General features: G+C 68.9%; 12 protein-coding genes. 2 read left to right on the top strand and 10 right to left on the bottom strand.

The window, feature by feature from the left end; all coding sequences use genetic code 11:
• Positions 1 to 11 precede the first annotated feature (11 nt).
• From QSK17_RS20880 to QSK17_RS20920, 9 genes are all read right to left on the bottom strand, one after another.
• On the bottom strand, positions 12 to 1,250 hold the full coding sequence (locus QSK17_RS20880; RefSeq protein ID WP_285706635.1) for a hypothetical protein: 1,239 nt from the start codon (positions 1,248 to 1,250) through the stop codon (positions 12 to 14).
• Positions 1,238 to 2,347 carry a HesA/MoeB/ThiF family protein gene (locus tag QSK17_RS20885; RefSeq protein WP_285706636.1) on the bottom strand — a complete coding sequence of 370 codons (1,110 nt, stop codon included), beginning with the start codon at positions 2,345 to 2,347 and terminating at the stop codon, positions 1,238 to 1,240. Before QSK17_RS20885 ends, QSK17_RS20880 begins: the two co-directional genes overlap by 13 nt.
• Positions 2,348 to 2,538: 191 nt before the next feature.
• The gene (locus QSK17_RS20890; RefSeq protein ID WP_285706637.1) at positions 2,539 to 2,673 is read right to left on the bottom strand and encodes a hypothetical protein; all 135 of its coding nucleotides are present in this window, start codon (positions 2,671 to 2,673) and stop codon (positions 2,539 to 2,541) included.
• Between the two features lie 129 nt (positions 2,674 to 2,802).
• Positions 2,803 to 4,092: an MFS transporter gene (locus tag QSK17_RS20895; protein ID WP_285706638.1), complete on the bottom strand. Its 1,290-nt coding sequence runs from the start codon at positions 4,090 to 4,092 to the stop codon at positions 2,803 to 2,805.
• 261 nt (positions 4,093 to 4,353) lie between these two features.
• Positions 4,354 to 5,085, bottom strand: coding sequence for a lysoplasmalogenase (locus QSK17_RS20900; protein WP_285706639.1), 732 nt, complete (start codon positions 5,083 to 5,085; stop codon positions 4,354 to 4,356).
• A gap of 99 nt (positions 5,086 to 5,184) precedes the next feature.
• Positions 5,185 to 6,969 carry a malto-oligosyltrehalose trehalohydrolase gene (gene treZ, locus QSK17_RS20905; RefSeq protein ID WP_285706640.1) on the bottom strand — a complete coding sequence of 595 codons (1,785 nt, stop codon included), beginning with the start codon at positions 6,967 to 6,969 and terminating at the stop codon, positions 5,185 to 5,187.
• A 3-nt stretch (positions 6,970 to 6,972) separates the two neighbouring features.
• Positions 6,973 to 9,366 (bottom strand): alpha-amylase family glycosyl hydrolase, encoded by a 2,394-nt coding sequence (locus QSK17_RS20910; protein WP_285706641.1) that lies wholly within the window; start codon positions 9,364 to 9,366, stop codon positions 6,973 to 6,975.
• 97 nt (positions 9,367 to 9,463) lie between these two features.
• Complete coding sequence (gene glgX, locus QSK17_RS20915) at positions 9,464 to 11,578, bottom strand: glycogen debranching protein GlgX (RefSeq protein WP_285706642.1); 2,115 nt, start codon at positions 11,576 to 11,578, stop codon at positions 9,464 to 9,466.
• Positions 11,579 to 11,652: 74 nt separating this feature from the next.
• Positions 11,653 to 12,111 (bottom strand): cold-shock protein, encoded by a 459-nt coding sequence (locus QSK17_RS20920; protein ID WP_285706643.1) that lies wholly within the window; start codon positions 12,109 to 12,111, stop codon positions 11,653 to 11,655.
• Positions 12,112 to 12,359: 248 nt separating this feature from the next.
• Between QSK17_RS20920 and QSK17_RS20925 the strand changes: the two genes are divergently transcribed.
• Together QSK17_RS20925 and QSK17_RS20930 are read left to right on the top strand one after the other, a co-directional pair.
• The gene (locus QSK17_RS20925; protein ID WP_285706644.1) at positions 12,360 to 12,815 is read left to right on the top strand and encodes a pyridoxamine 5'-phosphate oxidase family protein; all 456 of its coding nucleotides are present in this window, start codon (positions 12,360 to 12,362) and stop codon (positions 12,813 to 12,815) included.
• A gap of 568 nt (positions 12,816 to 13,383) precedes the next feature.
• A complete protein-coding gene (locus tag QSK17_RS20930; protein WP_285706645.1) occupies positions 13,384 to 13,587 on the top strand; it encodes a cold-shock protein in 204 nt (67 codons plus the stop codon).
• 570 nt (positions 13,588 to 14,157) lie between these two features.
• Here QSK17_RS20930 and QSK17_RS20935 read toward each other — a convergent pair.
• Positions 14,158 to 14,853, bottom strand: coding sequence for a DUF305 domain-containing protein (locus tag QSK17_RS20935; RefSeq protein WP_285706646.1), 696 nt, complete (start codon positions 14,851 to 14,853; stop codon positions 14,158 to 14,160).
• Between the last annotated feature and the right edge of the window lie 67 nt (positions 14,854 to 14,920).

The raw sequence follows: 14,920 nt of genomic DNA on the forward strand, positions 1-14,920 counted from the left end.
GAGAGCGTCCTTCACCTGTCCGGCCGGGGAGCCACCAGGACCGCGGCGGCCGACGCGAACCACCGCCTGATCTTCGGCCCGTGCCTGCGCCACCACGTCCGGGCCCAGAGTCCCTGGACGCCGACCAGCACCGCGACCACCGTCGCGGCGTCGAGGAGCGCGAGCCCGTCACCGCCGTTCAGCAGGGTGCCGAGGGCGGGCATCGCGATGGCGGCGAGAGCGGGGAGCACGATCATCACGGCCACGGTCAGGCACACCGCGGTGCCCAGCACGAGCAGCAGCGTGTACAGGCGCACAGCTGAACGCTCGCGGCGGGAGAAGCCCGCGAGCGGGTTCGCTCCTCCCCTGCCGAACACGCGGCCGATGAGAAACCGCCCGTACGCCACGCCGTCGCCGTACAGGTTCCTGCATCCGGCGAGGTCCTGGGCGACGAAGTAGAGATCGGTCCGCATGAAGATCAGGAGTTGGAAGCTCATCGCGTCGATCTGGGTCAGCACGACGATCGAGAGGGCGGTGTAGACGCCCTCTTCCGGCGTGACGACGGTCAGCGCGACGAGTCCGGCCGCCATGATGGCCGCGTCCAGCGCCATGCCCGCGAGGTAGACGGTCATCCGGACGCGTTTCTCCTCGCCCCAGACTCCGGAGACGTCGGTCTGCACCACGAGGAACTGCAGGCGCGATCCCAGGGCTATCCTTCCGGGCACGCCGGCGGCGCGGGCCGTACACAGGTGGGCGAGCTCGTGCAGCATGACGAGCGCCCACGTGATGGCGAGCTGGGTGGTCAGGGAAACGGTGCCGAACTCGCTCCAGGCCATGATGCTCGGACTGGGGATGATCTCCGGTCGTACGGCGACGGCGATCAGCCCGCAGAGAATGAGCGCGACCAGTCCCGCGTGAACCGGCGGGCGCAGTGTCCATCGCACGTGGCGCGGTCTCAGCCAGGGAAGCGATGGCCTGTGCGGCCGGGTGTCGTCGACCGGCCGGCCGTCGATTTCCGCGACGAATCCCACGTCCTTCAGCGCCGTCACGAAGTCGGCCACATCGACGGCCGTCCCGGTTTCGGCGCTGACGCGTGCCGCGACGGCGTCGATCCGCCCGCCGTCGGACAGCAGCTCGATCACTCTCTTGCCGATGTCCGGGAAGGAGACGAACTCTCCGGTCTCGACCCGTCCCACGATCCAGTCCGTGCCGTCGCGGCGCATCCGGAGCCGGTGCATCCGCACTCTCGACGTTCCGGTCACGGCCGGCACGTGGCGCACCCCGCTTCCCCCTTCGGGAACTCGGCGAAGATCGACTGGTGCGGGGCGATCAGGTTGGTGCCCTGGATGAAGCCGGCCGTGACCGGGGGGACTCCGGTGATGACGCGGAGAACCCCATGCGCGACCAGGTTTCCGCAAATCCCCGCCGACGTGGCGATCGCCCCCGGCCCGCCGAGGTTGACGGGACGGCCCGCGCCCCCGGGAGGACCGACGCCGGGCGGGGTCCGCTTGCGGTCCTCGATCCGCTGCATGCACTCGTAGCAGGCCCCGCGGCCCGGCACGAAGACGCCCGTCGTGACGAGCGGGCCGCTGTAGCCGCCGCCCACCCACGGAATCCCGGCGGCGAAACAGGCCCGATTGGCCCACACCCGGATGCCGTCGGCTCCTTTGGGCTCGTCGGCGCACAAAGCCACCACATCGAATCCGGGCAGCATATTCGCCAGATCTCGCTCGCACCGAATACGTGAATACGCGCCCGAAATCTCGATATCGGAGTTCAGCTTTTTCAACCTGTCGACGGCGACCTTCACTTTTTCGCGGCCTATATCGCCCTCGGTGAAGATGAGTTGTCGGTTCAGATTGGAAAGTTCGACGCGGTCATCGTCGACCAGGTGCAGAACTCCCACTCCGGACGCCGCCAGGGCGAGTGCGGCGCAGGCTCCCGCGCCGCCGACGCCGATCATCAGGACGCGCGATCTACGCAACCTGAGCTGGGCGTCCCAGCCGTGCTCCCGCGGAGTGATGTCCGCCCAGCGGAAGAAATCGTGGCCGCGACTGTAGCGGTCGCGCTCGCGGGCGCTGAGTTCGGGCGCGTCCGTCGCTCCCGCGTCCTCGACATGGCCGGTCGCCACGAGCTGGGCGACTATAGCGATCGCGTCGTTCCGGGTCAGTTCCGGAAACCCCGATCGCATCAGCGCGGCGATGTCGGCGCAGGTCCGCGTGCCGTTCATCGCCTCAAGCGCCGTCCACACCCAGCCATGCGGGTCTTGGATCTCATGGGCGAGCCCGTAGATGTCGCCGCCGATGCGTATCCGGCCGTCGTCCAGCCGGTAGGCCGCGTGCTCGGACTTTATTCTCGGCAACCGCAACGCGGCCTCCCGGTGAAGGCGTGGACTCCGCTCTCGACTCCCGCTGCCGGCTCCGATGCCGGTTCGGATGCCGGTCCCGGCATGGGTTCGAATGCCGGCTCCGACGTCGCCGGACGTCCGGAGCGGAAACTCGCGGAGCCGCGATCGGGCGCCGAAAAGGCCCCCGGTCGTTGCTCCGCGGGAGTTCCGAGTCAGTTTCCGGTGGAGTTGCTCAGCCGCTCGGTGGTCTCGAGCCGGTCCAGCCTGCGAATCTCGATCTTGACCGTCCCGTCGGCGCCGTTCTTTTCCGCGGGCTTGTTCTCGTCGAGGTCACTGAGATCGCTCATGAGTTTCCTCTTCTCGTCGATGCGCTCGGTTGACATTGCCGGTAAATGGACGGCCGTCGCGAAAGTCAGAGTAGATCATTTCCAACGAGAGTGAAAGGTCTGACTTTCTCCTGATTTCCGGCCCTTCTGTCACGGCGCTTTGAGTGACGTGGGCGTCGCCTCGGAGGCCTGATCCCGGGCGACCGGCGTGATACCGCTGTGGAAACGCGTCATTCCACGGAAAACGAGGGCCGCGATCGGCACGGCGAATCCGGCGATCGTCGAGATCACCAGCAGCGACGACCGGCCGATCGCCGTACTGACCGGCCCGGTGAGGGCGAGCCCGAGGGGCATCATGACCGAGGAGGCCAGCCAGTCCACGGACGTGACCCGGGCCAGACGTTCCGGCGGGATCTCTCGCTGGAGGTTCACCACCCACTGGACGGCGAAGATCTCCAGCCCGAGACCGGCGACGATGTAGCAGGCGTACAGGAATCCCGAGGAGAACGGCCAGGTGAGCGCCAGTGGCACGGCCCCGTACAGCGCGAGCCCGATGATGGCGGTCAGACCAGGCCGGCCGGGCTTCCACCTCATGCTGACCACTCCGCCCACCAGGCCGCCGACCGACAGCAGGGCCAGGGCGGTTCCGTACACGGCGTCGCCGCCGAAGGTGCCGCGGGAGACGAGAGGCAGCAGGACCTGCGCCGGCGCCACCGTGAACATCAGCTGGAGCGCGACGGCGATGATCACACCCAGCACCCACGGCCGCCGCCAGACTTCGGACAGACCGTCCGCGATCTCCTGTACCGCCGACGTCCGCTGCGCCGGCGCGGCTGCCGGTTCGCGCAGGGGCAGAAGCAGGACGAGGCCGAGCACGTAGGCCGTCAGCACGGCGAGGAAGCCGATCCGGGGCGACCAGACCGTCGCCACGTACGCGCCGAGGCCCGGTCCGATGACGGCGCCGATCCGCCAGGAGACCGCGCCCAGGGCGACACCCGCCGATCGCTGGCCGGGCGTGAGGACCGACGACAGACAAGCCTGGTACGCGGGCCGGTGAAACGCCTCCGCCGCCCCGACGAGGAAGACCAGGAACGCGAGAAACCACGGGGAAGAGCCGCCACGCAACCCCGTGGCGACGACGCAGCACTGGAAGGCCAAGGAGACGATCATGACGGTCCGGCGGGGCAACCGGTCCGCCCACAGTCCGCCGAGCAGCGCGAGCAAGATCAACGCGATCCATCGTCCGGTGAAGATCGCACCCACGGTCGAGGCGGTCCCGCCCGCGTTGAGAGCCGCGATCGTCACCGCTACGGGGAAGATCTGGTCGGCCGCCACCGACATCGTGAAGCTGAGCCACAGCAGGCGGAACTCGCGATTTCGCACCAGGGAGCCGTCAGCGGGACGGGCCGAACGAATGAGCTTGCTCAAACGAGTGCGCATGCCACGAAATCAATCCCGCCCGGTTGAATCGCGCAAGAGACGTGATTATCTCTCACAGTCGAAGCCGCGGGGTTCGCTCTCCCGGTGCGGGATTCCCCCTTGGCCACCGGCCACGCATCAGCAGCTCACGCCATTGAGGCACGCCGACTCCGCACTCGTCGATCGTCCGGCCGGTCGGCCATCCGGTTTCCCGCTCCGCGGGCACGGCGGCGGTTGGAGCAGTCGATCCGCTCGGCTCCCGGCGCTGGTGAGAACGGCTTCTCAGGTGCGGGTGAGCGGGCTTCTCCGGCGCACGATCGCGGAGGCGAGCAGATACTGACTCACGATGTAGGTGACCATGACGAGGAATCCCCGGTACGGAAAATCGAGGTCGGCGATTTCCAACGCGATAAGGGTGTCCGACAGGAGGAACAGCCCACCGCCCACCGCGGCCCGCAGGCCGTACCACGACGACGTGATCGCGGTGGTGGTGAGCAGGAGGGAGTACGCGGCGACCGGGATCTGGAGCGCACCGAGTCCGGGCCAGAGGAACGCGACCAAGGCCGCCCACACCACCGCGTAGGCCGCCACCGACATCCACCACCGGACTGGTCGGCGCCCAGACGTTCCGCCGACGCCCACCGAATCGGATGCGGCGGAGGTCCGGAACCCGGGCCGCTCCCGTACGAAGAACGTGATGTAGCAGACATGCGCGACGGCGAAGAACGCCATGCCGGGGATGAACATCCCGTCGATCTCCAGCGCGATGTCCCCCGCCGCCGAAGCAAGGAGGGCCGCCACGATGATCTTCGGGCCGCGGCGGGCGAGCACCCAGAGCGCGAGAAGGGGCATCAGCAGGGCCTTGCTCACCGGGTCGAGCACGCCCGGTCCGGTGAGCAGCGCGACCAGGTGGACCACCGAGCACGCCCAGAAGGCGATCAACAACGGCCCGGCGAGCCTCGCCGGAGCGCCGCTTACGCGACCTGACAGAACAGCATTCGGTGACTCGTCCATGCCCGGGATACTAGTGAGCACCTCTCACGTCCGACGCCCGGCCCTCGCGGCGATCCGTCGTCTCCCGCGGCGATGACGGGCTGGGTGCGGGCCGGGCCATCACACCTGGACGATGGCGAGGGACTGGGCGGGGAGGTAGAGGTCTCCGTCCATGGCCCGGACAGCCTCGTCGGAGGCGAGCAGCACGCGCCTCGCGCCCGGCGAGAGCCGTACCGGGGTGGGGAAGGCGCCGAAATTGGCCACGACGCGGAGAGAACCGCGCTCCATCACCAGGAAGTGCCGCCGCTCGTCGAAGCGGACCTGGACCCGGTCGAGGCGCGGATCGGCGAGGTCGGGATGCGTCTTGCGCAGCGCGATGAGGTCGCGGTACCAGCCGAGCAGCGACATCGCGCCGTCCTCGGAGATCTCGCTCCAGTCGAGCTTGGAACGCAGGAACGTGGCCTCGTCCTGCGGATCGGGGGCCTTCCAGTCGTAGCCGAAGCCCTCGAACTCGCGCCTGCGCCGCTCGGCCTCGCCATCGGCGAGCGCCGGGTCGTGGTGGTCGGTGAAGAAGTAGAAGGGCGTCCCGGCTCCCCACTCCTCTCCCATGAACAGCATGGGCGTGAACGGCGAGGTCAGCAGCAGGCCGGCGGCGATCCAGAGCTGCTCGGGCTCCATTCGGTCGCCGAGCGGCCGGTTACCGATCTGGTCATGGTTCTGGACGCAGCAGACGAACCGGTAACCGGGGACACCGTTCGCCGGCCTGCCATGACTGCGCCCACGGAACGACGAATAGGTGCCGTCATGGAAATATCCGGATGTGAGCACCTTCGCCAGGGCGGAGAGCGAGGCGAAGTCCGCGTAGTAGGCGTGCCGCTCCCCCGTAACCGCCGAATGGATGGCGTGGTGGACGTCGTCGTTCCAGGCCGCGTGCATCCCGAGCCCGCCCGCCTCGCGCGAGGTGACCACGCGCGGGTCGTTCAGGTCGGACTCGGCGATCAGGGTGAGCGGGCGGCCGAGGTTCGTGGACAGCGCCTCCACCTCGGCCGACAACTCCTCCAGGAAGTGCACGGCGCGCTTGTCGTGCAGCGCGTGCACGGCGTCCAGCCGCAGGCCGTCGATGTGGTAGTCGCGCAGCCACTGCAACGCGTTGCCGATGAAGTATCGCCGGACCTCGTCTGAGCCGGGGCCGTCCAGGTTGATCGCGTCGCCCCAGTACGACCCCTTGAAGCCGTGGAGGTACGGCCCGAACTTCGCGAGGTAGTTCCCCGAGGGCCCCAGATGGTTGTAGACGACGTCGAGGATCACGCCCATCCCGGCCCGGTGGCACGCGTCGACGAGGTCCTTCAGGCCGTCGGGCCCGCCGTACTCCTCGTAGACGGCGTAGAGGTCGACGCCGTCGTAGCCCCAGTTGCGCCGCCCGGGGACCGGCGCCACCGGCATGAGCTCGACGAAGTCGACGCCGAGGTCCATCAGGTGGCGCAGCCGCCCCGCGGCGGCGGCGAAGGTGCCCTCCGGGGTGAACGTGCCGACGTGCAGCTCGTAGATGACCGCCCCGCGCAGGTCACGGCCGCGCCACCGCTGGTCGCTCCAGGTGTACCGGTCGTGGTCGTAGACGCGGCTCGGCCCCTCCACGCCGTACGGCTGGCGCCGGGTCCTGGGGTCGGGGAAAGGACCCTCGCCGTCGACGTGGAAGGCGTAGTCGGTGCCGTGCTCGTCTCCGGAGGCGTACCACCAGCCGCCCGGTCCGGCCCTCATGTCCCGCCGGACGCCCCCCGACTCGACCTCCACGCGTTCCGCTTCGGGCGCCCAGACCTCGAACATGCCACTCCCGTCGTTGTGTTTGGCGTCGTTGTGTTTGGCGTAGTTGTGTTTGGCGTCGTTGTGTTCGCCGTCGCCGTACACGTGTCACCGTCCGAGAATCGCTACCGGATAGCGGGACAGAAGGTGACCCATGGGGACGCGTCCGGTGTGCTCGTATCCGGCCAGCAGGTCGCGCCACCGGCCCGGGGGCAGCATGAGGGTCTCGCCTCCCCAGCCGCCGCGCCGTTCGAGCGCCACCGGCAGTCGGGTCGCCACCACCAGCGCCTCGTCGCCGCGCGCGAACGCGATCGCGTGCTCGCCCGCCTCCACCGGCGCGTACGGCGCCGCCGGGTCGATCCGGCTCCTGAGCCGCAGGGCGGTGGCGGTGACGAGCAGTTTCTGGCCGTCCCAGGTGCCGGGGCGGGCGCCCGGGGCGAGGACCTCGGCCAGCAGTGCCCTGCGCGTACGGAAGTCGACCGGCCGCCGGTTGTCCGGATCGACCAGGGAGAAGTCGGTGATCTCGTTGCCCTGGTAGACGTCGGGGACACCCGGCATCATCAGCTGGACGGCCTTCTGACCGAGGGAGTTGACCCGGGCGTACCGGTCCACGACCGCGGTGAACGCGGCGACCGAGGCGCCACAGACGTCGATCGCCTCCTGGGCGAACCTCCTGACGCCGCTTTCGTAGCCGGGCTCGCGGTTCTGCCAGGAGATCGAGGTCTTGGCCTCTCGCGCCGCCTTGAGCAGATATTTCGTGAAACGCTCCGGGGTGATCGGCCAGGACGCCATCAGGGTCTGCCAGCCGAGATAGTCGAGCCGGGGGTCGAACGCCACCTGGGCCGCCCAGGCGTCCACCGCGAGCGCCCACTCGTCGGGCATCTCGGACAGCACGGCCAGCCGGGCCCGTACGTCCTCGGAGCGTTTCGTGTCATGCGTGGACAGGGTGGTCATGGTCCGCGGCGGCAGTCCCGCGCAGAACTCGTGGAACTCCGCGACGGACACCCCGAACCGGTCCGGCTCGCCGCCGACCTCGTTCAGCGCGGCCAGGGGATACCAGCGGTAGAGGGCGGTGTCCTCGACGCCCTTGGCCATCACCGGGCCGCAGGTCTGCTGGAACCGCGTCACCGCCTCCGCCGGGCCGTACAGGACCAGGTCGGCGGCCCTGGCGACGGCGGCGGGATCGGCGTGCGCGGCCGCCCGCCGGGCAGCTCGCCGGACGGTGCGGATCGTCCCGGTCGACGGCGGCTCACCCGGATCGACGTACGCCCGGTAGACCGGCATCGCGGCGAGCAGCTCGACCACCGCCTCGCGCAGCCCGCCCTCGACCCCGCCCTTGCCCACGCCCCCAGCCCCGACGCCCCGCTCGACTCCGCCCGCGACGCCCCGCTCGACCCTGCCCCCGGCACCCACGCCCCCGACACCCCCGCTCCCGGCCTCGGCGCCGCGCGCGGACATGGCCGCGATGAGCCGGTCGGTCTCGCCGCGGAAGAACAGCTCGATGACGTGCCTCTTCGCCTCGTATCGCACCGTGTCGTAGTCCTCGGAGACGCCGGTGTGGCGGGCGAACGTCTTGACGAGCTGCTCCTGGGACGCCGGATCCACGAACAGGCGGGTCACCATGTTGAGCGTGTCGTACCCGGTCGTGCCGTCGCACGGCCAGCGCTCCGGCAGCCGCTCGCCGTCGATCAGGATCTTCTCGACCCACAGCGGTCCGGGGACGCGGGGACGTAGCCGCCGGAGGTAGCCGTGCGGATCGGACAGACCGTCGGGGTGGTCCACCCTCAGGCCGTGGAGGACGCCCTCCTCGATGAGGGAGAGGATCACCGCGTGGGTGGCGTCGTACACCTCCGGGTCCTCCACCCGCAGGCCGATCAGCGACGAGACGTCGAAGAACCGCCGGTACCCGGGGCTGTCGCGCCAGTTGACCAACCGGTAGTGCTGGGCGCGGAGCAGCTCGGGCAGCGGGAGCCCCTCGGTTCCCGGCCTGATCGGGAACTCGTGCTCGTGATAGCGCAGCACGTCGCCGTCCACGGAGAACCCATCGGAGAACCCATCGGACCCCGCCCCGGACTCGTCACCCGGGTCGCTCCCACGCTCGGTGCGCACGCCGCTCACCTCGTCGCCGAGCACCGGGAGCGCGACCGGCCACTCCAGGTCGAACCAGCGCGCGTACGGCGAGGCCGGGCCGTCCCACAGCGCCGCCCAGAGCGGGGCGTTCCGCGACTCGGGAACCGGAACGGTCATGTGGTTGGGCACGACGTCGGCGATCAGCGGAAGGCCGCGCGCCGCGAGGTCGCGCAGGGCCGGGAGCCCGCCGAACTCGGCCCGCACGGCGGTGTGGTCGGTGACGTCGTATCCGTGCCCGGACTCCGGCACGGACTGCAGGATCGGCGAGAGGTAGACGGCCCCGACCCCGAGCTCCCGGAGGTAGCCGGTCAGCTCGGCCACGTCCGCGAAGCCGAGATCGGGGGTCAGCTGCACTCGGTAGGTCGAGGTCACGGCGCCATCCTTCGGCGGATCTTCCGGAGCTACGGTTCCCGTCTCATAGTGACGGCGTGAACACATCACCGCTAGGGAGTGTCGCTAGGTCGTGTCGCTAGGCGCGGCGCAGAACCCGGACCGAACGGCCGGACACCGGCACCTCCTCACCGGCCCGGCAGACGCGCGCGTCCGTCGTGACCGGCCGCGCCGTGTCGAGCGCGGTCGTCCACATCTCGCCGAAGCCGGTCGGGACGGTGAACCTGATGACGTCATGGTGGGCGTTGAACAGCAGCAGGAAGGAGTCGTCGGTGATCCTCCGGCCGCGCCGGTCCGGCTCGGTGATGGCGTCGCCGTTGAGGAAGACCGCGAGCGCGCGGGCGTAGCCGTTCCGCCAGTCCTGGTCCGTCATCTCCGTGCCGGACGGGGTCAGCCAGGCGATGTCGCTCAGCTCGTCGCGCGAGCCGCGCTCCGGCCTGCCGTAGAAGAAGCGGCGGCGCCGGAAGACGGGGTGGTCGCGGCGCAGGCGCGAGAGCCGCCGGGTGAAGTCCAGGAGCAGCCGGTTCTCCCGGGTGTCCGACCAGTCCACCCAGCTCGTCTCGTTGTCCTGGCAGTAGGCGTTGTTGTTGCCGCCCTGCGTCCGGCCGATCTCGTCACCGTGGGACAGCATCGGCACGCCCTGGGAGAGGAACAGCGTGGCGAGGAGGTTGCGCTTCTGCCGCTCCCTGAGCCGCGCGACCGGCCCGCTCGCCGGTCCCTCGACCCCGCAGTTCCAGGAGCGGTTGTCGTCCGCGCCGTCCCTGCCGTCCTCGCCGTTGGCCTCGTTGTGCTTGACGTTGTACGACACCAGGTCCTGAAGGGTGAACCCGTCGTGGCAGGTGACGAAGTTGATCGAGGCGGCCGGGCGACGGCTGTCGTCCTGGTAGAGGTCGCTCGACCCGGTCAGCCGCGAGGCGAACTCGGGCAGCGCCGCCGGCTCGCCCCGCCACAGGTCGCGGATCGTGTCGCGGTAGCGGCCGTTCCACTCGGTCCATCGGGCCGGGAAGTTGCCCACCTGGTAGCCGCCCGGCCCGACGTCCCACGGCTCGGCGATGAGCTTGACCTGTGACAGGACCGGGTCCTGCTGGACGAGGTCGAAGAAGACGCTCAGCCGGTCCACCGCGTGCAACTCCCTGGCCAGCGAGGAGGCGAGGTCGAAGCGGAAGCCGTCCACGTGCATGTCGCTCACCCAGTACCTCAGGGAGTCCATGATGAGCTGCAGCGCGTGCGGGCTCCGCATGAGCAGGCTGTTGCCGGTGCCCGTGGTGTCCATGTAGTAGGCGGGGTGGTCCTCCACCAGCCGGTAGTAGTTGGCGTTGTCGATCCCCCGCATCGACAGCGTCGGCCCGAGGTGGTTGCCCTCGGCGGTGTGGTTGTAGACGACGTCGAGGATCACCTCGATGTCGGCCTCGTGCAGGGCCTTCACCATCGCCTTGAACTCCAGCACCTGCTCGCCGCGCTGGCCGGAACTGGAGTACTCGTTGTGCGGCGCGAAGAACCCGATGGTGTTGTAACCCCAGTAGTTGGTCAGGCCGCGTTTCTCCAGCACGTGGTCGGTGACGAACTGGTGGACCGGCATCAGCTCGATCGCGGTGACCCCGAGCCCGGTCAGGTGGTCGATGATCTCGGGATGCCCGAGCGCGGCGTAGGTCCCCCTGATCCGTTCCGGGATCCCCGGATGGCCGATCGTCAGGCCGCGCACGTGCGCCTCGTAGATCACCGTGTCGTGGTACGGCGTGGCCGGCGGCCGGTCGTGTCCCCACCCGAAGAACGGGTTCGTCACGACAGCTCGCGGCATGTACGGCGCCGAGTCGCTGTCGTCCCGGCTGTCCGGCTCGCCGAATCGGTAGCCGTACACCGCCTGGTCCCAGCGGACGGCGCCCTGGACGGCCTTCGCGTAGGGATCGATCAGCAGCTTGGCCGGGTTGCACCGCTGCCCTCGCGCCGGGTCGTACGGCCCGTGCACGCGGTAGCCGTACCGCTGTCCGGGGCCGACGCCCGGCAGGTAGCAGTGCCACACGAAGCCCTCGACCTCGGTGAGCAGCACCCGTTCTTCGGTGTCGCCCTCGTCGAACAGGCACAGCTCGACCCTGTCCGCGACCTCGGTGAACAGTGCGAAATTCGTGCCCGCACCGTCGTACGTGGCCCCTAGCGGGTAGGGGTCACCCGGCCAAATCTCCCTGCGCTCGTTCACTCACGCCATCGTTCCCACACTCGGCCGACTCTGGCAGTTCCGCGACGTCAAAGACACGTGTGCGGGATCACTGCTCAAGGTCTGCCGGGGTGGTCCTCGGGTTGGGCCGGGTCGTCCTCGTCGAGCTCGACGAGCAGCCGGCTGACGTACGCGCCGTCATCGGTCGCGGCCTCCCCGGCGCGGGGACGATCCGGGTCGTACCCGGCACGACGCACCTCGACGGCACGGAACCCGAAACCGTCCTGTGGGAAAGCCTCCCAGGTGAAACGAACGGTCTCGCCCGGAGTGAGGGATCGGTATCCAGAGCCCGGCTGGGAGATCATCGAAAAGTGGACGAACACGTCCCCGGGCACGTCGTCGGACCTGACGACGCCCACCCCTTGTTCGTCGTCCCACGAGACCACGACACCCCGCACCCAGGAGCGGGGCTCGAAATCGGCCATGCTCACCTCGACTTCCACGAGCCCGCCCTCGGCGGACATCACCATTCTTGCCTTCCGCGCCGCCGTGATGGCGGTGATGTCGAGCGCCACGACCTCGGGCGCGGGTCAGCGCACCCGGGCGAGCATGGCGCGTACAGGTGTCTCGTACAGCGCGGCGCCCGACTTGGCGACCAGGTCGAGCGCGGCCCGAAGGTGCCGGACCACGGCACATTTGGTGGTCGGCGGCGGCCCAGCGGCCATGCGCAGCAGGACACGCCCAAGCCGGAGATGCCTCGTCAGGAACCGGGGCACGCTCTCGGCATCGTCGTTCTGTCGGACCTGACCGTCATGATGAACGCATGACGTGGTGGCAGGACTTTGAGAGCGAAGCGCCCGAGTTCGCCGCGCGGGTGCGCACGCGTTTCGAGACCGCGAAGCACTGCACGCTGGCGACGCTGCGCAAGGACGGCTCTCCTCGGGTCAGCGGCACCGAGGTGGATTTCTCCGACGGCGACCTGCGACTGGGCAGCATGCCCGGCTCACTGAAGGCACTCGACCTCCGCCGCGATCCGCGCTTGGCGCTGCACGGCCCTATGACCGACATGCCCGAGGAGAATCCGAGCGCATATCCGGGAGATGTCAAGATCGCCGGGATCGCTCACGAACTGGGTGATCCGGTGCAGCTGAAGGAGTCCCACTGCTTCCGGATCGAGATCACCGAGGTGGCGTTGGTCCGGGTCGCCGAGAGCAACGACCACCTGGTGATCGAGAGCTGGCATCCCAGCCGCGGCTACGAAACCCGCACGCGCCGCTGAGGCTCACCCCCATCCGCGGAAGCGGATTCGCGGGCGGTGTTCACCACGGCCACGAGCAACCGGACGGACCATGGCTTGCGCCGCTGCTCTTCGTAACGATCGCCGGGTGCCTCGTCATCGTGGACCTGACCAGGCGTCGAGGACTGTCCAAGCAGCTGGTGAGCAACGCCCGCGAGAAGGGCACGAGCACCCCGCTGGGTCTCCTGCGCACTACCGTGAACAGAGCTGGACGTGTGCAGGTCCCGCCCTGAATGATCGGGCCGCCGCAGCGAGCGAAACCACCGACGGAGTCCCTGCATCCGACATGTCGGGCCGGGCATCAGTCGGCACGATGAGATCTACCCGGGCACCCACGTACGCAAGTGTTCGGGCCATACCCTCATGCCCGGCACATCCATGTGCTAGCTTGGGATCGTTGCAGTTGTGGTACCCATTAACTTTGTGTGCACCTGACGGGATGTGACCTTCAGGTGCATTTTGTTTTACTGGGCATCTCCGGATGGGTTCATCACAGCGATGCCGGGTCCGCACAGTGCGGTCCGGCCCTCCACCTATCGAGGGGATCGACATGGCTACTGGAACCGTGAAGTGGTTCAACGCGGAAAAGGGCTTCGGCTTCATCGAGCAGGACGGCGGCGGCCCCGACGTCTTCGCTCACTACTCCAACATCGCCGCTCAGGGCTACCGCGAGCTGCAGGAGGGCCAGCGGGTGTCCTTCGACATCACGCAGGGCCAGAAGGGCCCGCAGGCCGAGAACATCGTTCTCGCCTGAACGCATCACCCCCACGAGCCGGGACCCTGACCTTCAACGGTCGCGGGGCCCGGCTCGTGGCGTATGTGTCCTGTGTGGCCTCATCAAGATCGGTGGGGGGGCTCCGGCACCTTGGCTGTCGGCGTACTCCCAAGGTCTCGCCCGTGAATTGCGCCGGGCCGTCCCGCTATCAGCCACCCTGCGGCCTTCGCCGTACCGGCCTTCCGCCGGGACCGCCGCCGGGGCACTCCCTCGTCCCGTCCGGCCGGAGGGTGGTTCATTTTCCTGAGAGGGCACAATCGGCCGGCATTCCGACGCAAGCGACACCGTGAAATACGCCCTGACCGGGCCATCCCTGACCGGGCCATCCCTGACCGGGTCATCCCTGACCGGGTCATATTGAACTCCCGCCGAGAAATCCGCTCCCGCAATGAATGCACAAGGGTGAGAAGGCGCGGCTTTTATCGAGAAATACACGTGATCAGCGGCCTTGTGTGTTCCTTGCGACGGCCGCCACCCATGTGAGCATCGCCGACACCCTGCCCCGTGCCGCATCACCGTTCCAGGCCGGGCGCGGCTGGCGCCCACCGGTCACTTGAGCTTGGCGAGGTACTGCTTCAGCTCCTTGAGCTCGGCCCTCTGCGTGGTGACGATCGTGTCGGCCATCGCCTTGGCCTCCGCGTACGCGCCCGACGCGGCCTCCTCCTCGGCCATCTTGATCGCGCCCTGGTGGTGCTTGATCATCATCGTGACGAAGAGGCGGTCGAACGCGGAACCGTCGGCCTTGGCGAGCTTGGCGATCTCGGCCTTGGGCAGCATTCCCGGCATCTTGTGGTCCCTCGGGTGGGGCTCCTCGCCCCAGCCGTCCAGCCACCCCTTGATGGTCCGGATCTCCGGGTCCCGCGTCTCGGTGATCTTCGCGGCGAAGTCCCTGATCCACTGGTCGCCGGCCCGGGTCTGCGCGAGCGTCACCATGTCGATGGCCTGGATGTGGTGGGGAATCATCATCTTCGCGAAGGAGATGTCGGCGTCGTTGTGCCCAGCCGTATCGGTGGAATCCGGGGAGGCGGACGGTTCGTCACTCGGGGCGGGCGTCTCCGAGGGGGCCTCGGGCGCAGGGGTGGATTCAGGGGTGGACACGGGGGTGGACTCAGCGGTGGACGCGGTCACGGAGGCCGAGGACGACGGGGCCGCGGCATCCGTGCCGGAGGAGGAGCACCCGGCGAGCAAGGTCAGCACGACTGTTCCCGTGGCTACAGGCAGGACGATCCGGCTAAAGCTGGTCACTCAGGAGGAACCTTTCTCGGCAAGGCCTGTATGTGGAGGACCGAAAGATGGGCATGTGCCCGTCCGT

The organism is Microtetraspora sp. NBRC 16547 (assembly GCF_030268965.1).
Taxonomy (GTDB): Bacteria; Actinomycetota; Actinomycetes; order Streptosporangiales; family Streptosporangiaceae; genus Microtetraspora.